Below are 23,799 nucleotides of genomic sequence, written 5' to 3' on the forward strand. Positions count from 1 at the left end.
AGCAGATTGTTGATGTCGCTGGCGCGGTTGTCGAGCGACTGTGCCGTGAAGAAGTTGGTGGGATTGTCCAGGGCCGAATTGACGCTCTTGCCGGTCGACAGACGGTTCTGCGTGGTGGCGAGAAGATCAGCGGTGGACTGGAGGGAGAGGAGGTTCTGACGAACCGAGGAGGAGAGAACGATACCGGACATTGGGTGTTACCTTTCTGGTAAACAACGCTTACTGTTACGCGTCTGCATGGATCGAGTGACCCAGCGACCGGCGGACCGTGGGGCGGAGTCCTCTAACGAAACATGAAATGAAATGGGCACTTTTGCTGAGTCGCCGTGCGATTCGGCCGATATGCAGGCCCGTGACGCCGCTCCGCCGGGTGATTTCGACGTTGATATAATTGAGTTTTTTCGCGGCAATGACCGGGATTTACAACTCGTTAACTAGTCTTGATGGAGTATTGCGCCCTGATCCGCCGCAACACACGCTCGGTTACGAAAGCGTTGATGGAGAACAGGCATGGCCCTCAAGGTCGAGCTCAGACCGCACGAACGCATCATCGTCGGCAACTGCGTGATAACCAACACCGACCAGCGCGCCCGCCTTCTGATCGACGGCGACAACGTGCCGATCCTGCGCGAGCGCGACATCCTCACGCCGGAGACCGCCGACTCGCCCGCCAAGCTCGTCTATCTGGCGGTCCAGCTCATGTACATCTCGCCGGATCCGCAGACCCAGCACGGCACCTATTTCAACCTGGTGCGCGACATCGTCACCGCGGTGCCGAGCTCCTGGCCGATCATCGAAGGCATCAACAACAACATCCTCAACGGCGACCTCTATCGCGCGCTGAAGGATGCCCGCAAGCTGATCGCCTATGAAGAGAAGTTACGGAGCCAGTTCGAGGCCACGCATCCCAAGACGGAAGCGGGCCAGGACGACGTCAGCACCGCCGCCTGATCCCACGCGTTCGCGGGCCCACGCCGGGCGAACGACCGGGCCGGACGAACGACCAGCCATACGAATGAAAACGGCCCCGGATCGTCCGGGGCCGTTGTCGTTTCAGACATGCATCGAGCTATTGTGCCGCGAGCGGCGGCGCCTCGACCTCGATCACTCCCCCGCTCCGTCGTCCGCCGAACTCCAGCACGGCCGCGACCAGCGCGTCGATGTCGGACTCGTTGGTACGGTGATTGACGATCGCGGCGCGGATCGCAAACCTGCCGTCCAGCGTCGTACTCGATGGCGCCGCAATACCGGACTCCTGGATGTCGGCGACGATCTCGCGATTGACCTCTTCGGCAGCGCGGTAACGGAAGCAGACGATGTTGAGATTGACAGGTGCCAGCAATTCCAGCCGCGGCTCGGCCAGAACGCGCGTCTCCAGATATTTCGCCAGCGCACAGCTTCGCGTGATCGCCGCACCAAGCCGATCGGTGCCGAACGTCTTCAGCGTGAACCACGTCTTCAGCGCACGGAAGCCGCGCGACAGATCGGGGCCGAGATCACACGGCCAGATCGCGCCGGCCGCAAGCCCCCTCGCCTCGCGACGCAGATAGGCCGCGGGCTGCGCAAAGGCTTGCCGATGCTGCTCGCCGTCGCGCACCAGCAGAAAGCCGGCGTCGTAAGGCACCTGTCCCCATTTGTGGAAATCGAGCGCAATGGAATCCGCAAGCTCGATGCCACCGAGCAGCGGCGCAAGCTCGGGCGACAGGATCGCGAGCGCACCGAAGGCGCCGTCGACGTGAAACCAGATTCCTTCCTCGCGGCACAGCTGCGCGATCGCGCGGAGATCGTCGATCGCGCCGATATCGACCGTACCGGCGGATGCGACGACGAGGAACGGCTTGAAGCCGACCTCGCGATCGATCGCGATCTGCGCACGTAGCGCGGCAACGTCCATGCGATGACCGGCATCGACGTCGATCTTGCGCAGCGCATCGGTACCGAGCCCGGCGATGTCCATCGCCCTCGAGACACAGCCATGCGCGGCCTGCGATGTATAGGCGGTGAGAAGCGCACCGTCATTGCCGATGCCGTACTGCCGCGCCAGCGTGCCGAGCGCGCTCGTACGTGCCACCAGCACCGCCATCAGATTCGCCATCGACGTGCCAGTGACGAAGATGCCGCTTGCGCCTTCCGGGAAGGCGAACAGGCGGCGCATCCAGTCGACGACCTGGCGCTCGACCTCGATCGGCATGTGGTCGCGGCCGCCGAGATTGGCGTTGAGGCCCGCCGCGAGCATTTCCGCGACCATGCCGACCGCGGTGCCGCCGCCATGCACCCAGCCCATGAAACCGGGATGGATGTTTCCGGTCGCATAGGGCGCGACGTGTTCGGTGAAGTCGCGATAGACGTCGGCGAGATCGCTCGCCTCGCGCGGCACGTCGGCCTTGAATGCCGCGCGGACGCCGTCGGGGATCGGCTGCCACACCGGGCGCGCGCGAACGTTGGCGATGCCGTCGATCGTCTCGTCAAGCATGCGATGGGCGAGCGCGCGAAATTCGCTCCAGTCCTGCGGATCGAGCGAAGTGTGCGTGATGGAGCTTTGCGTGTTGCGGATGATCTCGTTCATGCTGCACTCTCCTCGCCCGCTCGCACATGCCGCGACAGCATCGCCGTGAACGCCGCGAAGATCTTGCGCATCTGCGGTGGCTTGTACGGAAACACGGCCGGCGGATCCATGTTGTGCACGACGGCGGTGTTGTCGGCTTCGAAGACCAGGAGCTCGCGGTTCTGGTTCTCGGCGCAATCGATGATGAAGTAATCGAGGCCGACGCGCCTGCTCATTTCGTCCAGCGCGATTTTGTGGCGCGCCGCGAACGCTTGGTCGAAGTCGAGCATGAAGACGGCTTCCTCGGCCCGCTTCTCCTCGCTGAACGCCATGAAGGCGTTGAGATACCAGATGTCCCAGCGATCGGCGATCGCCATGTGGCAGGCATAGGGTTTGCCGTCGACCATGGCGAGACGATATTTGCGGTAGAGCCCGTCGGGACTCGCATAATCGACGAAGCGCGCGACGAAGAAGTCCTGCTCTTGCCGCTCGGCAAGATAGGCCGCGAGCGCCGCCGCGTCGTCGAGCTTGGCGAGCCCGACGCCGGCATGCGTGCCGCGCGGCCGCACGATCATCGGAAAGCGCAGTTCGCCCGTGATCTCCTCGCAAACGATCTTGCCTTGCGAAAGCTCCGACAATTGCGCGCGCGTCGTGGGGGCGGTCACTGGAATGTCGAGACCGGGTACGCCCGCCAGCAGACGATACAGCTTGTCGCGATCGAGATTGCCGATGAGATCGGGACGATTGAGCAGCGGCCTCGGCCAGTGTGGCGCAGCCTTCTCGATCAGCGCGAGCGCCTCCCGGCACTCCTCGGAATCGGATGCGATCACGATGGCGACGTCGTGCTCGGGCAGAGTCTCCGGCAGGCCGATGCCCTTGACCACGTAGAGCGTCAACAGCTCGATGTCGGAGTCTTCAAGCAGGAAGTCGATCGGCGTGTTGCCGCCCATGTCGATATCGGCAGCGAGCGCGAGCACGCGCATCCGGGGTTTTGCAGCAGCGCAAGGCGTACGAAACAATTGGTGGAAGGAGAGCACTTCGGTCTGGATCACCAAACCGGCCTCCTTCTCGCCGAGAAGCTGGGCGATCAGCGAGAGATCGAGGCCTTCGCCAGCCTCCGCCGTCCCTTCCTCGATCCGCGCCAGCAGCCGCTCGCGCAATGGATGCAGGTCGCCGCCCTCGAAGGCGCGACGCGTCAACTGCGCAAAGCCGATGCGGTCGGCATGGTTCGGCGCGGTCACGCCACTCTGCGCGTAAACTGGATGTTGCATCTCACACCTCGAACGCGGACTTTGCCGGCGCGGCCGTGACCGCGCCACGGTCAAGCAACAGCTCGATCTTCACCAGCACATGGGCGATGCGATCGAGAACGTGTTGCACATTGCGTTGCGCCTGCATTGGATCCGGCGACCAGGCTTCGGTCACCAATCGTGCGCCGACGCAGAGGCGCAACACGGCCTGCGGCGCACCGTCCTGCCTCTCCAGTCGGACCGGCTGGCCGACGAGACAGCGCTGGGCGGCCACTTGCCGGTCCGCCGCGCTGTCGCTGATTTCCTCGGCCATGTCGCGCGCCAGCGCCCGATGCACGGCGCTGGTCTCGGCGATCGAGACCGGCTTGCCGCCGCGCAGCAGCGCGAAAGGAAAGATCGTGGCTTGCGCGAATTCCTCGTCGTCCGCGCCTGACTTCTCGATCGCGGCTGGAACGGCACGAAGTGACGGCGACAACGCGATCATGCTGTCGATGCCGGCTGCAAGCTCGGCCAGCATCCTGGCGCGGAAAGCCCCGGGCACGGCGTAGTAGCTGCCGATCTCGGCCAGCGCGGCCTCCCAGCGCAGCCATTGACCGAAATTCGGCCGGCGCTCGAAGCGCGAGCGTAGCGTCGTCCACGCTACCGGCCAGTCGCAGCGGCCGGCATAGTCGAAGATGCCGGGCGCGATCCCGCCAATCCGGTCGATCGAGCGCGACAGGCCTTTCGGCAGCAGCAGCGCACCGCTGAAGGCGGGGCCGCCGAAAAACTTCGAGCCGGTCATCAGCACCATGTAACCACGGTCGAGATAGGCGCGCAGCCGCCGGCGGCCGAGCCGCGCCTGACAGGCATCGACGACGATTTGAACCTTGCGCGGCCAGCGCCGCGCGATCTCGTCGAGACAGGCCTCGCTTGGGGCACGCCAACCGAGTTTTGACGAATCCATGATCTGCAACAAAACGCGGCGGCCTTGCGTGAGGCTGGTCTCGACCGCGCGCAGCACCGCGGCATCGGCATCGGTGCGCATCGCAATGCCGGCCGCCATGTCGATCAGCGGCACCGCAATGCTGTCGCCGGCGAGCCCCGTCACCGCGCCGTCCTTGCGCACGGCCACGCCGCCTGGCGTCATCGTGCTGAAATGGTGGCCGCGTGCGGTATGCGGCGTCCCGCTTCCGGTCTGGTCGGCGCCGACCACGATCGTCACCGGCGACGCACCGAGCACCGCGCGCGCCACGAACAGCGCGTGAAGCTGGGAGTCCGTGCCGGACGGCGAGAACACGACGTCGATGCGCGACGAGAGCGCAAGGTGGCCGCGCAGCTCCTCGCGCATGTCCTCGCAGCGGGCATCGAAGGCGATCTCGACCTCGTCGAACAGGCATTTGTGCATCAGCTCTTCGCGCGCCAGCGCGGCGCGGTCGTAGGCCATCTGCGAGATCGTCGACGCGGTCGCGGAGGCGAAATTCCAGAGCTCCGGCTCCGGCGAAGCCGCGCAACCATAGGCGTTGACACGGTCGTTCGCATCCAGCGCCAGCCGCGGATCTCCGCCGGAGGCGAGCAGCGTATCCAGCGGTGTGAAGAGATCGCGCAGGCGATAGCGCGAGCCGCCGTCAGACGCGCGCTCGCTGGCTGACAGACGGGATGCGCCGGCGCTCATCCCGAAAGGCTCACGCCGCATCGGCCGCCGCCGCGGGTGCCGGTGCGAATTGCGAGGTGATGTCGCCGTGGAACACCGACGGCCCGACGTGATCGAGCGAGCTCTCGATGTCGGCCCAGATCTCGCCGCCGATGTCGGTCCAGCGCTTGCAGAAGGCGAAGTCCTCGGACAGATAGGTGCCGGTCGCCGGATCGATCATGCATTCGAACAAGGCAAACCGGTTCAGGCTCGCCGCCAGCGTGTCATGCGAATGCTCGCGGAAGAATTGCAAGGCCGCGTAATCCGGATGGCGGCACATCGTCTCCAGCACGGAGCGCCGGATCATCAGGAAGCCGGTGCCGGCGTAACGCACGCGGGTGAAGCCGTTCACCACCACGATGCGGTCGGGGTCCTCGATCTCAAGCACGTAGTCGAGCGATGCCGCCGGCACGTCGGCGCGGCCGGACTGGATCGCCCGCGCGGCCTTGTCCCAGTTGATCCGCTTGATCGGATAGCAGCCGGCGACGACGTCCGCGCCGCACTCGATCAGCCGGAACACCTGCTCCGGCTTGAAGCCGATGTCGGCGTCGATGAACAGGAAATGCGTCGCCTCTGGATCGTCCAGGAACATCGCCGCCAGATTGGCCCGCGCGCGTGTGATCAGCGCATCGCCGTCGCGCAGCAGCACTTTGAGCTCGAGATTGGCCATGCCGTGCACGGCGCGCTGAAGCGCGAAGATCGAGCTCGCATAGATGCTCGTCACCTGCCCGCCGAAACATGGCGTGGCCACCACCAGTTTCATCTTCTCCGACATCGTCAGCTCCGCCCCGCTGCAATCCTCACCAAGAGGTAAAGAGGCATGGTTAACGGCGCCTTAACGCCGGCTTACAGGAACTTGACGAGCGAGAGCTGCGAGAGGTTCGAGGTCACCTGGTAGGACGCCTGGAGGGCGTTCTGGAGCGCCAGGATCTCGCTCGCAACCTGATCCGGCGGGGCCGATTCCGCCTGGTCGATGATGGTCTGGAGCTGCGCCTTGGCCTGGGTCTGGCGCGAGCTTGCACCCTTCATCGTGTTCTGGGCCATCGCGATGTCGGTCTGGATGTCCTCGATGCGCTGCTGGCCGGGCTGCTTCGTCAGGGCCTGCGTGACCCGCAGGCTCAGCGCGGCGACCTGCCCGCCCGAATACTGCCCGGTCGGCGAGGTCGAGAACGTCCCGAACACGGCGACCGCCTGCAGCTCCTTGCGGATCGCGTCCTCGTTCGCCTGCGCGCCATACTGCACCGTGACGGAATCGTCGACCCGGGCCATCGCGGTGGAGCGCGGCGAGCCGGGCCCGTCATTGCCCAGGTACCATTTCACGGTGGTAGCCGAGCCGTTGACCAGCGTGGTCGCCGAGCTCGCGGGCGACGAGCCGACCCGCAGCGGCGGTTGCGTGGCGGTGATCGGCGTCGAGCTGAAACCGAGCGAGGCGAGAGCACCCGTATTCGAGCTCGTGATGTTCAGGCTCGCCGCATCGTCGGTGTTGATCGTGATCGAGCCGCCATGGACGGTAGACGGCCGCGAGGTACCCGTGATGGCGTCGATCTTGCTCATCAAAGCCTGGATGCTGTCGCCGATATTCAGCTGGTTGCCGGTCGCACCCGAAGCGACGAAGCTGATCGTGGTGCCGTTGACGGTCAGGGTGTCGCCGGCGGAGAAGCCCGGCGCAATCGAGTCCGAGGGCGAGGTGCCGGATAGCGCGGTGGTGCCGCTGATCGGCACGGACGCCTGGCTGGTCTTGGCAACCCCGATCGCCGAGCTGTCGGTGTTGAAGAAATTGTCGCCGGCGGTGACGGCGGAGGCCGCCACCAGCGAGGTGCCGGCGAGCTTCTTGATCGCGGTGTTCAGCGCGGTGTTGAGGTTCGTCGCCGTGTTGTTCGGGTTGACCGGGACGCTTGCATCGATGGCAAAGCTGCCGAGCGGTGTCGGCGTCGCCGTCGATGCCGTCAGGTCGATCTGCTCGGTCGAGCCATCGGGCAGCGTGAACTGCACGCTGAGCTTGTCGCCATTGTTCGGATTGACGCCGTTGAGGTCGACCGAGAACGACACCGGCGAGCCGCTCGGGCCGGTGACCGTCGCGCCGGTCAGCGTCGAGGAGACCGCGGCGATCTTCAGGCCGAATGGCGATGCCGCGGCGTCCTCGGACACCATTACCGAGCTCGGCGTCGGCTGTGGCGTCGCCAGTACCAGCCGGCCCATGCCGTTGGCGCCGAGGTCGGCGGCCTGCCGCTCCGCCATGACGGTCTTGAAGCCCGCCTGCGTCGTGGTGCCGTTGATGATGTCGCCGGCATTCGCGACCGACGGCGTGTTGAAGGCGGTTCCGGAGAACAGATAGCGGTTGCCGGACTGCGTGTTGAGAACGCCGACCATCGAGCCGAATTGCGCAGCCGCGGTGTTCTGCGCAACCGTCTGGCCGTTGACGTTGAGATCCTGCGCGGTGTTGGCCGAGCCCGTCTGCACCGTGTTGCGGATCGTGGTCAGCGACTGCAACGCGGTATTGGCGAGGTTGATGCTGACGTTGACGTTGGTCATCGTGTCGGTATAGGCGGCGATGTTGGAGAGCTGCGCGCGCCCGGCGATCGCAAAGCCCTCGTTGGTGCCCATCCCGGAATAGTTCTGCGACAGCTTGCCGGTCGAGAGCTGCGTCGATAGGTCGGTGAGCTGCTGATTGATGTTGCGGATCTGCGAACCGAGAACCGACGAGGAATAGTTGATGCTGCTGATCGACATGTTTCAGAGCCCTGTTACTTGTTACACTTGAGCCTGGAGCAACGTATTCATCATGCTCTGCACCACCGACATGACATGAGCGTTGGCGGCATAGGCATTCTGCAGCTGGATCAGGTTCGACATTTCCGAGTCCAGATTGACCCTGGAGGTCGAGTTGAACTTGGCCTGCAGCGTCGAGACCACGACGCTCTGGCCCTGCTGGAGCTGGGTCGCCTGGGTCGCGGCATTGCCCTGGATGCTCAGGAACTGCTGGAGGTAGTTCGAGACGCTGCCGGTGAAGGGCTGGCTTGCCGAGCCCAGACCGGATTGCGGCGAATAGGAGAACACCGCCGAGGTGAGCTGCGAATAGAGATAGTCCGAGCGCGTGGTGTCGCCCGTGGGCGTCACCGGCGAGGTGTTGTAGACCGACAGCCTGGTCGGGTCGGTGGCGAGCTGCGTGTTCACGGCGATGCGCCCGGCAAGGCCGGTCATCTGCGAACCCGATGCCGTGATCGCGCCGGTGTAGAGCGCCTGCCCACCATCGGTGAACAGCGGCAGTTGCGGATTGCCCGAGGTCAGCGACGAGATCGTCTTGGTGATCGAGGCCGAATTGACCTTGGCGAGGCCGCTGTTGTCGTCGGTCACCCGCAATGTGGTGGCCGTCGCCGGCGACGGGGCGGCGGCGAACGACAGATGCGAGCCGTTAAGCGCGGTGTTGAGCGCCGAGGCGATCGCGCTCATGCCGCCGGCGAAGTTCACCCCGATCTGCATCGGATTGGCGTTGGTGGCATTCTGGAGCGGCAGCGCCGCCGGATCGGTCACGTTGACCAGCGTGACCTGTCGCTTCGTGTTGGTGGTCGTATCGGTGTAGGTGAAGTTGACGCTGTTGCCCGGCGCCGCCCCGGCAAGATCGAGATCGAAGCCGGCCGGCGGGCCGGTGACCGTGCTGCCGGCCGTGGTCTTGTCCGACAACGCGCTCGACATCGTCGCGGCGAACTGGTCGATCTGGTTCTGCGCCTGCACCAGCGTCTGATCGCGCAGCTTCAGATCGGCCGCGATCTGGCCCGAAGACACCACGCTGTTGGCGATGACGTCGACCGAGGATCCGTTCGGGAGCCTGATGTTGAACGCGCCGACGCCGGATTTGGCCGCATCGATGTTGTAGAGCGAGGTCGCCGACAGCGCGCCGGCGGACGCAAAGGTGAATTGCGAGGCCAGGCCGGCGCCGACCAGCTGGATGCCGGTGGTGGTGTAGATGTTGGCCTGATTGGACCCGTCGGTGGTGACGTGGACGTCGACATATTTCGACAGCGTGTTGATGGCCTGGTCGCGCTGGTCCATCAGCGTCGCGGCCGAGGGGTCGTTTGCCGACAGGCCCTGGAGCCTGCCGTTGATGTCGGCGACCTGCTGCATCGCCGCGTTGGCGGCTAGCGCCGAATTGCCAAGATCCTGCTCGACGTTGGAGCGCAGCGACTGGATTCCCTTGGTGGCGAGGTTGAGCTGCTGCGCCAGCGTCTGCGCCGCGCCGAGCGCAACCGTCTGCGCCGACGACGAGCCCGCGTTGGTCGACAGCGCCTGCAGCGCCGTGGTGAAACTATTCAGCGCGTTTTCGAGCGTACCGCTGTTGCCGGGCGTGCCATAGACATTCTGAAGCTGCTTCAGGATGTTGGCCATCTGGTCGGCGTAGCCGCTGCCGCCGGTCTCGGTGCGCAGCTGATTCTGCACATAGGTGTCGAGCTCGCGGCTGACGCCGGTCGTCATCACTGTCGAGCCGAAGTCGCCGGTGGTGACCTCGATCTGGTTCGGCGTCTGGACGACGTAACCCGGCGTCTGCGAGTTGGCGACGTTCGAGGAAACGATCGAGAGCGCAGCCTGATTGGCACGCAGACCGCTCATCGCACTGGCGAGGGCTGAACTCAAACCCATGTTGACTTGCCGCCTTTGGTTACGTCACGCGCGATCAGCGCAACACGTTCAAGAGGTCCTGCACCATCGAATTCGCGGTCGTGATCACCTTGGTGTTGGCCGAATAGGCCTGCTGGGTCACGATCAGCTTGGTGAATTCGTCGGCGATGTCGGTGTTCGAGCCTTCCAGCGACGAGCCGCTGATGGTGCCCGACGCGCCGTCGATCGCGGGCCCCGACTGCTCGGTCGAAGCGTAAGCGCCGCCGTCGATTGCCTTGAGATAATTGGTGCCGTTGAAGTGCGACAACGAGACCTGTGCGAGGTCGAGGTTCTGGCCGTTGGAGAAGGTGCCGACCACGAGACCGTTGTTGTTGACGGCGACCGAGCGGAGCTGACCCGCGGCGTAGCCGTTCTGGGTGATGGTGTTGATGGTCACCGCGCCGCTGGTGCTGGCATATTGCGTCAGCCCGCCCGAGGAGATGTTGAAGGACACCGAGCCGAGCGACTGCCCGCTGACGCTGACGTTGTTGATGGTGATGCCCGAACCGCTCGGCGAGGTCAGCGAGCCGTCGGAGGCAAAGGTGAAGGCCTGGCCGGTATTGACCCAGCCGACCGTCGAACCGGTCGCATTCGGGTCGGTCTGGTAGAACATGTTCCAGGTATCGGCATGGCCGGCGCCGAGCGAGGCGCTGTCGGTCTTGGCCCAGCGCAATTGCAGGTTCACCGGCGTGCCGGCGGCGTTGTAGGCGGTCACCGCGCCACCGCTGATCGATTCCTTGGTGAAGGTCGCGATGTCGTTGCCGATGACGCCGCCGGTGCCGGCGGTGCCGCCGCCGTCACGATTCTTGCTGATGGTCGAGGTGAAGCCGAGCGCGGCGAAGGCCGCACTGTTGGAGCTGGCTACCGAGAGATTGGAGACGGTGCCGGTGTTCAGCGTGATGACGCCGCCGCTGCTGATCGACGACCCCGACGCGCCGGAGAGAGCGTCGATCTTGCCGAGCAGGGTCGTGATGTTGTCGGTGAGGTTGATCTGGTTCGGACCGGTGGCGCCCGAGGCCACAAAGGTCAGCGTCTGACCGTTGACGGTGATGGTGTCGGCGGGCGGGCCCGCCGAAAAGCCGGACGAGAGCACCTCGGCGCCACCGGCCGTTGCCGCGCCGCTCAGCACCGTGGCGCCTGTGATCGAGGGCGAGGACAGCACGTTGCCGCCCCGCGCCACGCTGCTGATGCCGAGTGCCGTGGCTGCGGTGCCGCTGTTGACCGCCACGTCGGTGCCGGTACCCGTCGAGATCTGGATATTGCCGCTGGCGGAGAGCGAGGCCGTGACACCGGCACCGCCGGCCGTCTGGATCGCGTTCAGGATGCTGGCCACGGTCGCCGTCGTGCCCGCGCCGAGACCAATCGTGGTGTTGCTACCGACCGTCGCGACGGTGGTGCTGCCGTCGAAGGTAATTGTGTTGCCGTTGATGGTCAGCGTCTGGCCGCTCAGCGCTGTGAGGATGCTGGAGGCGAGATGCGTGCCCACGGCGTTGTCGAGCGAAGTGGTGCCCGATGCCACCGCGGACGAGTTGTTCTGGAGCGGGACCGTGCCCGTCCCCGTCGTCGACGAATAGGCCGAGCGGATGTTGCCCGTGGCGGCTGCGCCGGACACCGTCGCGCTGGTATAGGGCGCGGGCGGTGTGCCCACCGGCAAGGGGTTGGCCTGGAAGTCCGACGGATTGATTCCGCCAGCCGCGAGCAGCGTCTTGGTCGCCGCAGTCGTGCTCGCGACGGTGTTCGGCTGGGTCGGCAGGTTCGCCGCGTACTGGATCGAGGTCGTCGCCTGTGCCGGGATGAAGTTGTTCTGGAATTTCAGGACCGTCGCAACGTTGCCTTGCGGGTTGCCGGTCTTCGGGTCGACCGTGACGCCCATCAGGTAATAGCCGGCGCCGTTGACCAGATTGCCGTTGGCGTTGAGCTGGAAGTCGCCGCGCCGCGTGTAATAGGTGACGCCGCTGAACACCGGCGAGTTGTCGACGATGCCGGTTGCCTTCTGGATCGAGAAGAAGCCGTCGCCGGTGATCGCCATGTTGGTCGCGACGGTGGAGCCCGAGATCGTGCCTTGCGTGGTGATGGTGGCCTTGGCATTGGCGGTCACGCCGCCGGCGACCTGCTTGCTCGGCACCGAGGCGTCCGGAATGAGATCGACGAAGCTGGTCCCGATGCCCTTGTAACCGGTGGTGGATGAGTTCGCGATGTTGCCGGAAATGTTCTGCAGCGCGTAGGACTGCGCCTGCAGGCCACCCACCGAGGTGTTCATTGCATCGAAGATACCCATAACTTTGTCTCCAGATCCGATCTCGGCGGCCGGTCGACCATGGCCGCAGTCGGAGGAGACTGTCGCAAGGGCTATGCCAATGCGGGTTTTCTCAGGAAATCAATGACTTGACGAAAAAGCCCCGGTCTGATGACCGGGGCACAATTGCCGGGACCGGCAACAATTGCCGGGACGATTGTCGTTCCGGAGCGATGCGTCAGCATCGAATCCGAAACCTCGAGATTCCGGGTTCGGTCCTGCGCACCGCCCCGGAATGACGAGGAGAAAGGCTCACGTTGCGGATGCAGCCGCGGGGTGGAAGACCAGCCCGAAACCGTCGATGCAGTAGCGCAATCCGGTCGGCTTCGGACCGTCGTCGAAGACGTGCCCGAGATGGCCGCCGCAGCGCCGGCAATGCACCTCGGTGCGGAGCATGCCAAAGGTGCGATCCTCGGTCTTGCCGACATTGCCCTCGATCGGCTGGTAGAAGCTCGGCCAGCCCGTGCCGCTCTCGAATTTGGTGTCGGAGGCGAACAGCGGCAGGTCGCAGCCGGCGCAGGCGAAGACGCCCTTGCGGTGCTCCTTGAGCAGCGGGCTGGAGCCCGGCCGCTCGGTGCCCTCCTTGCGCAGGATCTCATATTGCTGCGGCGTGAGCTGGGCACGCCATTCGGCGTCCGTCTTCTCGATCTCGAATTTCTGCGCGGCTTTCTCCCCAGCCTCCGCGGGCGATGCTCTGAGCCAGCGGAAGGCCGCAAGGCCAAACAGGCCGGCGACAGTCGTCAACAGGATGCGGCGGTCAAACATCTCATTCTCCATGAGGGAGCGTCCATGCCCTGAGATACGGGCTCTCACGGCCGACGTTACACTTCCGGGCGGGATTTTTCTCGGGTCTCGTGCGAGACGCTGTCGTCGCGCGAGTCTGGTTCCGAGGCTCGTTCCACGGTTTCGGACGCAGGTTTCGGTTGGGCAAGCCGCGGCCTGACACCTGAGGGCGGCCGGCGCGGCCCGGTGCCAGCGGCACGATTGGCTTCGGCGAGGCGCGTCTCGCGTTCCCGGTCCTTGATCCTGGCACGTTCACGATAGCGCGCAAGCGAGCCTGCCGCGGCGGAACTCGCCCTGCCCCAGATTCCGACCAATTGGCCGGCAACCCGCCCCGTCGTTCCCCCGGCCCAGACCAGCTCGAACGGTGAGAACAGCTTCCAGCGCTCGTCGCCCCACAGGATGCTGCGCGCGATCATCTGCCCGGCCATGGCCGAGGTGTTCATGCCCTGGCGGCCGAACCCGCTGGCCACCCACAGGCCTTTGCGCAACTGGCCGATCTGCGGCATGCCATGCACGGTCTGGCCGGTGGCGCCGCCGAAGGTTTCGGTGATTTCGACATTGCCGAGTTGGGGAAAGATGGACCGGATCCGCCGCCTGACGGCGCCTGCAAAGCGTTGCGGGCGCGCCGCCCAGGTGGTCTCCGGGCTCTCCCACATCAGGCGGTCGCCATCGACGATCCGGAAATGATCGACGCCGTCGGAATCCATCACCGATCCCCTGAAGGACATGATCTCGTGCACGCGCTCGCCGAGCGGCGCGGTGATGCCGGCATAGCGCCAGACCGGCAGCAGCGTTTCCGACAGGCGCCGCAACGGCGCCCCGAGATGGATGTTGCCGGCAAGCACGATGTGGGTGGCGCGCAGCCGCGCCGAGGGCGTGACGATGCGCTTGCGGATACCGGAATGATCGATGCTGACGACCGGCGTATCCTCGAAGATGCGCGCCCCTGCCCGCCGCGCCAGCGCCGCGAGGCCGTGCACATATTTGCGCCCGTCGACCTGGAACGCCCTCGGATAATACACGCCGTGGAAGTAGTGATCGGTCTTGAGCACCTCGCGGACGCGATCGGCCTGCCAGCCCTCGACCTCGGTGTCGAAATCCTCGGTGAGCATCTGCAACCGGCTGATCAGCCGGTCGCCGGCATCGACGTTGGAGACCTCCAGCACGCCGTCGCTCGGGCCGATCCCCGGCATGTTCTCTTCGGTGGCGTTGGCCCGGACGAACTCGGCGCCCTCTTTCGACAGCGTCCACAATTCCCGCGCGTCCTCGAAGCCGATGCGCTCGATCAGCTCGGCGAGCGGCAGCGCGAAGCCGGGCATCACGGTGCCGAGCTGGTTGCCGGAGGCGTTCCAGCCGACATGGCGGCCCTCGAGCACCGCGACGCTGGCCCCGAGCCGGGCCGCCTCCAGCGCGATGGAGAGTCCGGCAAGCCCGGCCCCGATGACGCAAATGTCCGCATCGAGGTCGAACGACAGCCGCGCCCGGTCGCGAAAGCCGGCTTCTTCCTGGGACACGCTTGTGAAAGTCTCGCTCATGTCGTTTCTTAAAGGACTGAGCGGCCGCTTGTCACCTTGTCCCCGACCAGCGCCTGTAGATTATCCTGGTCGTGTAACGATTCGAGAATGCCATGCGCCGTTTGCTGCTGCTGCGTCACGCCAAGACCGAGACCGACGCGCCGAGCGGCCGTGACCAGGATCGGCGTCTCGACGACCGCGGCCGCCGGGATGCCGCGCAGCTCGGCGACTGGATCGCCGCCCATCCGCCCTTTCCCGAGACCGTGCTGGTGTCGCATGCCGTCCGGGCCCGGCAGACCTGGGACATCGCCTGGGAGGCGATGAAGGACCGCGTCGCGGCGCCGCAGGTCGAGGTCCTGCCGGAACTCTATGGCGCCGATCCTGCGCAGATCCTCGAGACCATTCGCACCGCGACCGTCCCGGCCGACCCGAAGCAGTTGCTGCTGATCGGCCACAATCCGGGCATGCACGAGGCCGCCTTGATGCTGACGGGTGTCGGCGATCCGGCCGCCGCCAAGGCGCTCGCCGACAATCTGCCCACCGCGGGGCTTGCGATCTTCGATTTTGACGTCAAGGATTGGGACGACGTGGCCTACCGCCGCGGCAAACTGGTGCAGTTCGTCAGCCCAAAGCTGCTTCGTTAGCTTGTGGCTGCTTCGATCGGAATGAGACGCCCAAGGCGCCGTCTCGACCGGTTGATCCAGCCAAAACTTCCTGACCGCAAGATTGGAGGCGCAGATGTTCAAGTCCATCCTCGTGCCCATCGACCTCGCCGACACCGATCTGGCCAAGCCGGCGATCGCGACCGCGGCAACGCTGTCGCAGACCTGGAGCGGCGTGGTGCGCCTGCTCAACGTGCTGCCGATGACGCCGGTGATGCTGGCCGAATACGTGCCGGCCGATTTCGACGAACAGCAGCGCCAGACCTCGGAAGAAGCCCTCGCCATCGTCGCACGCGAATCCGGCATCGAGCCTTCCCGCATCTCCAGCGTGGTGCGCCAGGGCGGCATCTACCACGAGATCCTGGAGGAAGCCGTGCACATGAAGGCCGAGTTGATCGTGATGACCTCGCACCGGCCGGCGATGCGGACCTATTTCCTCGGCTCAAATGCCGGGCATGTCGTGCGCTACGCAAAATGCTCGGTGCTGGTGGTCAGGCACTGAGCTCGGAGCACCTGTTTAGCCCGGATGGAGCGAAGCGTAATCCGGGGCCAGTGCCTCCAGGGAGGGAATCCCGGATTGCGCTGCGCTCCATCCGGGCTACGAAATCTTGCGTTGCCTGGCGGGCAAAACACCCAAACTGCAGGTCAACTCCCGATCGCCAAAATATTCCGCCTTACCGAAATTCGAAAACGGCGTATGTGTCGCCGCAACCCGGCCCAAGGAAGAGAGGCGTATCGCGATCGTCACGAACGCGGGCCGGACGGCGGCGGACGCTGGGCCACACCGGCGCGAATGGCTTCGCAGGGCGGGCAACCGTGAGCGTAGGCGTCGCGCACACGACCGGTGCGGTTCGCGTACGGCAAAACCGTGTCGTCGTGACGCCCGGGGTCTGTGCGTCAAGTCTTGTGGTGATGTGGCGGCCCGACCGGGCACGCAGCATCAGCGATCCATGAGGCGACGGGGGCAATAGTGCATCGCTCCCCGGGGAGAGCACGGCATAAGCCGTAAAACCGCTGCGCAGGGAAGGCCGGACGTTTTGGCTTCACCTGTATGCCGCTGTGCAGATTTTCTTACTGCAACTTTCGCACAGTGGACCGCGGGTGCCAGCCGGCGCCCGGTCTTCCCTGCGCCCTCTTTCTGGCAAGGCGATGAAGCAAAGCTCGGGCGAACCAAGCCGCGAGAGGGCGAAGGTGTGTCTACGATGAAAGCACGAGCTAAGGAGCGACAGTGCTACCCACAAGTGCCGTCATTGCGAGCGCAGCGAAGCAATCCAGAGTCTTTCCGCGGTGTGATTCTGGATTGGCTTCGCTGCGCTCGCAATGACGATGTTGAAGCAGGTGTGCCTGAAAACTCAGTCTCATGCCCGGACGCAGCGCGTCCGGGACAAGAGCGAAGCGCTTACAGATAGCGCGTCAGTTCTGCTTTGGCCTGACCGTAGACCGCATCCTCGATCTGGCTGCGCGTGATCCCGATGTCGCGCAAGGCGCGGTCATCGAGGTCGTTCAGCGTCTTGACGGCGGAGCGGCGCTCCAGGCTGTCGAACAGCGCATAGGCGCCGTTGGCCAGCTTGCGGAAAAATCCGTCTGACGAGGATGAGCGTAAACTCCGCCCGGCGGTCTGCGAGATCGTGGTCATTGTCCTTCTCCGGCCTGTTGTCCACGCGGCGAAGCGGATGCCGTTGGCGCAAGCGCCCGAGCGCATGCACCTCATTTGCCATCGGATTGCTCTCGCTCTCCTCGGCTCAATCGTGAAGCTTGATGGAACTTAAATGCTCCAGTACACTACTCGGAGCAAGTGAAACATTGCTCTCGGTGCAATAATGTCCAAGTTCGAATACGTGAAGCTTGCCGATGCCATTGCTCTCGATATCTCTAACGGCACGTTAAGGCCGGGCGACCGGCTGCCGCCGCAGCGCAATTTTGCCTATGACCGCGGCATCGCGGTCTCGACCGCGAGCCGGGTTTATACGGAGTTGCTCCGCCGCGGCCTCGTCGTCGGCGAGGTCGGCCGCGGCACCTTCATCTCCGGCGCCATCAGGCGGGAGGTCGAGGCGCTGAGCGAGCCGCGCGACGCGCGGATCGATTTCGAGGTCAATTACCCGCTGCTGCCGCAGCAATGGGCAATGATCGCCAAGAGCCTTGCCGGCCTCGAGCGCGTCGACGCGCTCGAATCCGCGCTGCGCGTCTCCACCAGCACCGGCACCAAGAGCGCGCGCAATGCCGCCGCCGCCTATCTCGCGCGCAAGGATTTCGCGCCGCAGGCCGAGCAGATCGTCTTCACCGCGAACGGCAAGCAGTCGCTCGCGGCCGCCCTCGCAGCCCTCGTTCCCACCGGCGGCCGCTGTGGCGTCGAGGCGCTGACCTATCCGTACGTCAAGAGCATCGCCGCGCGGCTCGGCGTGACGCTGGTCCCGATTCCGATGGACGAATTCGGCGCGCGCCCCGACGCCATCCAGAAGGCGCATCGCGAGGCACACCTGTCGGCGCTGTATCTCCAGCCCATCATTCAGAACCCGCTCGGCGTCACCATGAACGCGACGCGGCGCGCCGACATCATGCGCGTTGCCGAGAAGCTCGATCTCACCATCATCGAGGATGCCGTCTACGGCTTCCTGGCCGACGACACCCCGCTGGCCGCGCTCGGCCCCGACCGCTGCATCGTGATCGACAGCCTGTCCAAGAAGGTCGCGCCGGGCCTCGCGCTCGGCATCCTCGTCGCGCCGCCGCGATTGCGTGAGAGCGTGATGAGCGCGGTCCGCACCGGCGGCTGGATTGCGTCAGGCCATGCGCTCGCATCCGGGCAGCGGCTGATGGCAGACGGCACCGTCGCCGAGCTGACGCGGCTGAAACGCATCGACGCCGCGCGCCGCCAGCAGACCGCAGCAAGGCTGCTCGCCGGCTACCAGCTCTCCGCCGATCCGCGCTCCTATCACCTCTGGCTCACGCTGCCGGCACACTGGCGCTCGCAGACCTTCGTCGCCGCGGCAGCCCGGCGTGGCATCGCGCTGACACCGTCCTCGACCTTCGCGATCGCCCATGGCCACGCACCGAACGCAGTGCGGCTCGCGCTCGCCCCGCCCACGTTCGAGCAACTCGATTCCGGCCTGCGCACGATCGCCTCGCTGCTCGGCACCAAGGAAGAGGATTTCGACTCGACGGAGTAACGCGCCGTCCAGGGCAACACGGCCATTTAAGGCAGCAAGGCCCTCGGCACGCGATCGAAACTGTAGCTCCGCGGCTGGTTGCGCCGGACGAAGCCGCCGACCTGCCAGGCGAACAGCGCGGCAAAGCCGATGATGAACAGCGCGCCGGCAAATTCGCCGATCGCGAGCGCGCGGATCAGGAGCCCAGTCATCGCCACTGCAAGCACCGCAAGAAAAGCCAGCATCGCCAAATAGGTCCTGCGGCCAAGGCCCGCGGTCAATTCGGCGCGGCTGCCGGCCTGCGCCATGCGCGCGTGCAGCGCGACGATGAAATCGCGAAAACCATTGTCCTGCGGTGCCATCAGCGCCGCCGTCTGCCAGCTCGTCGACAGAATCCTGATGCGGCCGCCATTGGAGTGGCTGACATCGGCGCGAAAGCGGTGCTGCTGCATCGACACCGGGCGGAACGACAGCCGGATTGCACTGATCTCGTCATAACGCCACAGCGAGCTGCGGCCGCCGACGTGCCAGGACAGCCCCTCCCCCGTCAGCTCGAAGCGATGCGCCGAGCCGATCAGCGACGCCTTGTAGGCATAGCTCGCGCCCGCAGCCGCCTCAGCTCCCGAATCCTGCATCTTCACAATCAATCCAATCCGGGCGATCCAGTCTGCGATCCGCTTGCGTGAGCGCCCTGCCCCATCCTACAAGCGAGACATGGCTGAGACGATTTTTTTTCCGCGCCGCCTGATTCTCGGCGCGGCCGTGATCTCCGGCGTGCTGCTCGCGCTCGCCGTGCACATGCTGGGCGTCCGCTACGGGCTCGACCTCGGCGGCCTCTGGCACTCGGACACCCACGTGTTCATACCGGCGGGCGCGGCGATCGCCTGGTGGTTGATCGCCTCCGTCGGCTTCTCCGGCGGCTATTTCACGGCGACCCTGATGCAGAGCGCCGTCTCGGGCCAGATTCCGCGACGGATGCGGCAGTTCCTGATCGCGGTCGGCGTGCTGCTGCTTGCGGGCGCGGGCCAGGTGGCCTCGGCGCCGAGCCCGGTGCCGACGGTCTCGGGCGTACTGGCCGGAATTGCCGCGCTGGGCCTCGGTGCCGTGATGGCGTTCTGCGGCGCGCATTTCGCACTGCGCCGCGGCTAGCCTCAGGCGGTCGCGCGCAGCTGCGGTCGGTCCAGCATAATTGCGACATGGGCAGCGGGCCGCGGCTTGCTGAACAGATAGCCCTGCGCCTGGGTACAGCCTTCGCGCCGGAGCAGCTCGAGCTGCGCGTCGTTCTCGACCCCCTCTGCCGTGGTAACGATGCCGAGGCTCCGGCCCAGCCCGGTCACGGCGCGGATGATCGCCATGGAATCCTCGCGCGTCGCGAGTTCCGACACGAACGAGCGGTCGATCTTGATCTTGTCGAAGGGGAAGCTGCGCAGATAACTCAGCGATGAATAGCCGGTGCCGAAATCGTCGAGCGAGATGCGTACGCCCATGGCGCGGAGGTCATGCAGCGTGGCCAGCGTCGCCTCGCTGTTCTGGAGCAGCACGGATTCGGTGATCTCGAGCTCGAGGCGGCGAGCGTCGAGCCCGGAAGCGACCAGCGCCTCGGTCACGGATGCGATCAGGTTCGGATTCTTGAACTGCACCGGCGACAGGTTGACCGCGACATCGACATCGTCGGGCCACGTGGCCGCGTCGGTGCAGGCGGAGCGCAGCACGAACTCGCCGAGCTGAATGATCAGTCCGGTCTCCTCGGCCAGCGGAATGAAGTTCATCGGCGCGATCAGGCCGCGCTGCGGATGGTTCCAGCGCAGCAGCGCCTCGAACGCGACGACACGACCGCTGACGACGTCGCGGATCGGCTGATAGTAGGCCTCGAACTCGTCGCGCTGCAGGGCGGCGCGCAGGTCCATCTCCAGCAGGCGCCGCGCCTGCGCACGTGCATCCATGCCGGTCTCGAAGAACCGATAGGTGCCGCGGCCGTCCGCCTTGGCACGATACAGTGCGAGGTCGGCGTTCTTCAACAGCTCATCGGGATTGCTGCCGTCCTGCGGCGACAGCGAGATGCCGATCGAGACGCCGATGATGATCTGATGGTCGTCGATCTCGTAAGGCGCAGAGATCACTTCGACGAGGCGGCCGGCAAGGGACCTTGCCGCGGTTTCCTCGGAACGTCCGATCTGGACCACGGCGAACTCGTCGCCACCGAGCCGCGCCACGGTGTCGCTCTCGCCGACGGTGGCCTTCAGCCTGCGCCCGACCTCCTTGAGCAGCGCATCGCCGATGGGATGGCCGAGCGAGTCGTTGATGTCCTTGAAGTGGTCGAGATCGAGACAAAGCACCGCGAGCTGGTCGTCCGATCTGGTCCGGCGCAGTCCCTGCACGAGCTGCTCGTGGAACAGCACGCGGTTCGGCAGGCTGGTCAGCGCGTCATGGCGGGCCATGTGCGAGATCTTGGCCTGGGCCTCCAGCCATTCGGTTATGTCCTCGAAGGTCGCGACCCAGCCGCCGCCCTGCATCGGCTGGTTGACGACCCGGATGGAGCGGCCGAACCTGGTCACGACGTCGGTCGTGGTCCGGCTCTCGCGCGCGTCGGCGACGAGGCGGGCGAAGAATTCGCCGGCATCGCCCTGCCACTGACCCTTTGCCTGCTCCTCCCGCAGCACGTCGACCAGCAGCCGGCCGGTGAGCAGGGTGTCGGTGCGGCCGAGCATCGCGGCATACCGCTCGTTGAACAGGATGATCTTGCCGTCCGCGTCGAACATGCACAGTCCCTGCGACATGTTCTCGAGCGCCGTGTCCAGCACGATCTGCTGGCGGCCCAGTTCGCCCTTGGCGCGGCGGTCGAGTAGCGCGGCCACCAACGCAATCGCGATGATCGCGACCGCGGCGCTTGCGGTGAAGAAGGACAATGAGTCCGCCGGGATCGATAACCCGCTGATCGCGAGTGTCGGATCCGGCGTCAGCACGACCGCGCCCATCGCTGTGAAATGATGTACGACGATGGCGACCGTCAGCAGGGTGCTCGCGGTCAGCGCATGGAAGAGGTCGTCGCGCCGCGCAGCGACGAACAGTGCGAGCGCTGCAAAGACAATTCCGAACAGCACCGAGGCGGCAACCGTGCTCCCGATCCAATTGACGCGTGCCGGCATTTCCAGCGCCGCCATGCCGGTATAATGCATCGTCGCGACCGCGGTGCCGACGATGGCGCCGCCGAGCACGACCCACGGCGCGCGCACGGAGGATGCCGCGAGACTCAGCCCCACGAAGGTTAAGGAGATCGCGAAGATCAGCGAAAGGATCGTCACCGGGATGTTGTAGGCGCCGGCGCCGCCCGGCCCGTAGGCGAGCATCGCGATGAAATGCGTCGCCCAGATGCCGCAGCCGCTGACGGCGGCATCCAGGGCGATCCAGACCAGGCGCCCGGGGCCGTGCGTCGCGCGCGCCCGGTGAAACAGGCTGATCGCCGCCGCGCTTGCGAGCAGGCACACCGCGCCGCCAAGCGCGACGAGCCGCCAGTCGTGTTCTTCGGCGAGACAGTAGAGAACTTGATACATTGCGGGCCCCTATCGACCCGCACTTGAACCGACAGAAATGGACAGTCGGTAACCGGCTACGCGACTGTTTCGGGGATGGTGAACGGAAGCTGTGTTCATTCGCTCGGATTGTTCATCCGCGCGCCGGCGCGCCGAGGCCGATCACGGCGGCGGCGAGCAGCAGCACGGCCGCGGACACGACCAGCGACAGGTGCAGGCCCGTCATGAACGCCCCCTCCGAGGCCACCAGCGACCCGAACAGCGCGACGCCGAGGACGCTGCCGGTCTGCCGCGTCGCGTTCAGGACGCCGGCCGCGATGCCGGAGCGCGCCTTCTCGACGCTGCCCAGTAAGGTCGAGGTCAGCGGTGGCACCAGCAGCCCGAGTCCGCCGCTGATCGCGATCATCTGAGCAAAGATCGCCCAATAGCTCGTGCCGGCTTCGATCCAGAGCAGGCCGACGCAACCGAGCGCCGAGACGCAGGCGCCGACGACGATGGTTGGGCACGCCCCGATACGCTCGGCGAGGCGCGGCGCCAGCAGATTGACCGGCAGCACCACTCCCATCATCGGCACGAAGGCGAGACCGGTCCACCACGCCGAAAGCCCGTTGATCCTCTGGAAATACAGGCTGAGCACGAAGATCAGGCCGTAGATCGCGATGTTGACGAGCAGGCCGACGAGCGAGGTCAGCGCGAACAGCCGCTGGCCGAACAGCGACAGCGGCAACATCGGCTGCGCCGTGCGGCTCTCGCGCCAGACGAAGAGCACGGCGAGAATTGCGGCTGCGACGAAGGCCGCGATCACGGCTGGATGTTCCCAGCCAAGCGCGCCGCCTTCGATGATCGCTCCGGCGAGCGCTCCCAGCGCGCCGATCGCGGCAAGCTGGCCGGGCAGATCGATCTCGCGCGAACGCGCCCGCGTGGTTTCGCTGGCGTAACGCCAGCTCAGCCAGAGGCCAACGAGCCCGACCGGCAGATTGACCAGGAAGATCGCGCGCCAGCCGACCAGCGTGATCAGCGCGCCGCCGACGAACGGGCCGGCAGTGAGCGCGAGGCTCGCACCGGCGGCCCAGATCGCAACGGCGCGCCCGCGCTCGCGGTCGTCCGGATAGGCATGATTGAGCAGCGCAAGAGAATTCGGCACCAGGATCGCGGCCGCCAGCCCCTGGACCAGCCGCGCTGCGATCAGCACGGTCGCATCGGGCGACAACGCACAGGCGAGCGAGGCCGCGGTGAAGATAGCGAAACCCGCCATGAAGACGCGCTTGGCGCCGATGCGGTCGCCGAGCGCGCCAGCGGTCAGGATGAACGCGGCAAACGCAATGGTATAGGCGCTGACAACCCATTGCAGCTCGGCGACGCCGCCTGCGAGCGTCCTGCCCATCGCGTCGAGCGCGGTGTTGACGATGGTGACATCAAGCTGCACCACGCCATAACCAAGGCTCATAGCGGCAAGGGTGAGGGATGTCGCAAGGCGGGAGCCGGCATGCGGCGCGCCGGCTCCGAAGGCTTCATATTTGACGGTGCTTACTCGCATGCTGCCATCTCGATTGCAGCCCCATGCGAAAATACGCTCCAAGCTCGGCGTCATGTTACGACAACGACCGAATGATGGATGCGTAATGCGCAAGCGGGGGGGGGGGGGGGGGCCCCCCCCGGGGGGCCCCCCCCCCGGCGCCCCCCCGCCCCCCCCCGCCCCCCCCGCGGGCCGAGGAGGAAGGGGGCGGGGGGGGGGGGTGTTGGTGGGGGGGGGG

At 65.8% G+C, this 23,799-nt stretch carries 19 protein-coding genes; 5 read left to right on the forward strand and 14 right to left on the reverse strand.

The window, feature by feature from the left end:
• Positions 1 to 191: flagellin N-terminal helical domain-containing protein (locus AC0L3P_RS30905; RefSeq protein WP_473307803.1), on the reverse strand; the 191-nt coding region annotated here is incomplete at its 3' end.
• Between the two features lie 319 nt (positions 192 to 510).
• On the opposite strand from AC0L3P_RS30905, the gene flbT reads away from it, so the two are divergent.
• A complete protein-coding gene (gene flbT, locus AC0L3P_RS30910; protein WP_275169987.1) occupies positions 511 to 951 on the forward strand; it encodes a flagellar biosynthesis repressor FlbT in 441 nt (146 codons plus the stop codon).
• A gap of 118 nt (positions 952 to 1,069) precedes the next feature.
• On the opposite strand, the gene AC0L3P_RS30915 is transcribed toward flbT, so the two are convergent.
• The 9 genes from AC0L3P_RS30915 to AC0L3P_RS30955 all read right to left on the reverse strand — a co-directional run bounded on the left by AC0L3P_RS30915 (position 1,070) and on the right by AC0L3P_RS30955 (position 14,731).
• Positions 1,070 to 2,566: a pyridoxal phosphate-dependent decarboxylase family protein gene (locus tag AC0L3P_RS30915; RefSeq protein ID WP_473307806.1), complete on the reverse strand. Its 1,497-nt coding sequence runs from the start codon at positions 2,564 to 2,566 to the stop codon at positions 1,070 to 1,072.
• Complete coding sequence (locus AC0L3P_RS30920; RefSeq protein WP_473307808.1) at positions 2,563 to 3,816, reverse strand: ATP-grasp domain-containing protein; 1,254 nt, start codon at positions 3,814 to 3,816, stop codon at positions 2,563 to 2,565. The genes AC0L3P_RS30915 and AC0L3P_RS30920 overlap by 4 nt, the downstream gene beginning before the upstream one ends.
• A gap of 1 nt (position 3,817) precedes the next feature.
• Complete coding sequence (locus AC0L3P_RS30925) at positions 3,818 to 5,467, reverse strand: hypothetical protein (RefSeq protein WP_473307811.1); 1,650 nt, start codon at positions 5,465 to 5,467, stop codon at positions 3,818 to 3,820.
• Entirely contained in the window at positions 5,457 to 6,239 is a 783-nt protein-coding gene (locus tag AC0L3P_RS30930; RefSeq protein ID WP_473307814.1) for a hypothetical protein, read from the reverse strand. The genes AC0L3P_RS30925 and AC0L3P_RS30930 overlap by 11 nt, the downstream gene beginning before the upstream one ends.
• 71 nt (positions 6,240 to 6,310) lie before the next feature.
• Complete coding sequence (locus tag AC0L3P_RS30935) at positions 6,311 to 8,194, reverse strand: flagellar protein (protein ID WP_275169982.1); 1,884 nt, start codon at positions 8,192 to 8,194, stop codon at positions 6,311 to 6,313.
• A 21-nt stretch (positions 8,195 to 8,215) separates the two neighbouring features.
• Positions 8,216 to 10,099 (reverse strand): flagellar hook-associated protein FlgK, encoded by a 1,884-nt coding sequence (gene flgK, locus AC0L3P_RS30940; protein ID WP_473307817.1) that lies wholly within the window; start codon positions 10,097 to 10,099, stop codon positions 8,216 to 8,218.
• Between the two features lie 34 nt (positions 10,100 to 10,133).
• Entirely contained in the window at positions 10,134 to 12,395 is a 2,262-nt protein-coding gene (locus tag AC0L3P_RS30945) for a flagellar hook-basal body complex protein (RefSeq protein ID WP_473307819.1), read from the reverse strand.
• 270 nt (positions 12,396 to 12,665) lie between these two features.
• Positions 12,666 to 13,178 carry a peptide-methionine (R)-S-oxide reductase MsrB gene (gene msrB / locus AC0L3P_RS30950; RefSeq protein ID WP_085357245.1) on the reverse strand — a complete coding sequence of 171 codons (513 nt, stop codon included), beginning with the start codon at positions 13,176 to 13,178 and terminating at the stop codon, positions 12,666 to 12,668.
• Positions 13,179 to 13,234: 56 nt separating this feature from the next.
• Positions 13,235 to 14,731, reverse strand: a complete 1,497-nt coding sequence (locus AC0L3P_RS30955) for an NAD(P)/FAD-dependent oxidoreductase (RefSeq protein ID WP_473307821.1) — start codon at positions 14,729 to 14,731, stop codon at positions 13,235 to 13,237.
• Between the two features lie 92 nt (positions 14,732 to 14,823).
• Here AC0L3P_RS30955 and AC0L3P_RS30960 point away from each other — a divergent pair, with 92 nt between their 5' ends.
• Complete coding sequence (locus tag AC0L3P_RS30960; RefSeq protein WP_473307823.1) at positions 14,824 to 15,354, forward strand: SixA phosphatase family protein; 531 nt, start codon at positions 14,824 to 14,826, stop codon at positions 15,352 to 15,354.
• Between the two features lie 94 nt (positions 15,355 to 15,448).
• Entirely contained in the window at positions 15,449 to 15,874 is a 426-nt protein-coding gene (locus tag AC0L3P_RS30965) for a universal stress protein (RefSeq protein WP_007602088.1), read from the forward strand.
• An 897-nt stretch (positions 15,875 to 16,771) separates the two neighbouring features.
• Here the strand turns inward: AC0L3P_RS30965 and AC0L3P_RS30970 are convergent.
• Positions 16,772 to 17,008, reverse strand: a complete 237-nt coding sequence (locus tag AC0L3P_RS30970; protein WP_007612358.1) for a DUF1127 domain-containing protein — start codon at positions 17,006 to 17,008, stop codon at positions 16,772 to 16,774.
• Positions 17,009 to 17,192: 184 nt separating this feature from the next.
• Here AC0L3P_RS30970 and AC0L3P_RS30975 point away from each other — a divergent pair, with 184 nt between their 5' ends.
• A complete protein-coding gene (locus tag AC0L3P_RS30975; protein ID WP_275169976.1) occupies positions 17,193 to 18,536 on the forward strand; it encodes an aminotransferase-like domain-containing protein in 1,344 nt (447 codons plus the stop codon).
• Positions 18,537 to 18,562: 26 nt separating this feature from the next.
• Here AC0L3P_RS30975 and AC0L3P_RS30980 read toward each other — a convergent pair whose 3' ends face one another.
• A complete protein-coding gene (locus tag AC0L3P_RS30980; protein ID WP_473307899.1) occupies positions 18,563 to 19,150 on the reverse strand; it encodes a hypothetical protein in 588 nt (195 codons plus the stop codon).
• 79 nt (positions 19,151 to 19,229) lie between these two features.
• Here AC0L3P_RS30980 and AC0L3P_RS30985 point away from each other — a divergent pair, with 79 nt between their 5' ends.
• Positions 19,230 to 19,664, forward strand: a complete 435-nt coding sequence (locus tag AC0L3P_RS30985; RefSeq protein WP_473307825.1) for a hypothetical protein — start codon at positions 19,230 to 19,232, stop codon at positions 19,662 to 19,664.
• Positions 19,665 to 19,666: 2 nt separating this feature from the next.
• On the opposite strand, the gene AC0L3P_RS30990 is transcribed toward AC0L3P_RS30985, so the two are convergent.
• Complete coding sequence (locus tag AC0L3P_RS30990) at positions 19,667 to 22,066, reverse strand: bifunctional diguanylate cyclase/phosphodiesterase (RefSeq protein ID WP_473307827.1); 2,400 nt, start codon at positions 22,064 to 22,066, stop codon at positions 19,667 to 19,669.
• A 112-nt stretch (positions 22,067 to 22,178) separates the two neighbouring features.
• The gene (locus tag AC0L3P_RS30995) at positions 22,179 to 23,582 is read right to left on the reverse strand and encodes an MFS transporter (RefSeq protein ID WP_473307829.1); all 1,404 of its coding nucleotides are present in this window, start codon (positions 23,580 to 23,582) and stop codon (positions 22,179 to 22,181) included.
• Between the last annotated feature and the right edge of the window lie 217 nt (positions 23,583 to 23,799).

This window comes from Bradyrhizobium sp. WSM4874, assembly GCF_055811835.1.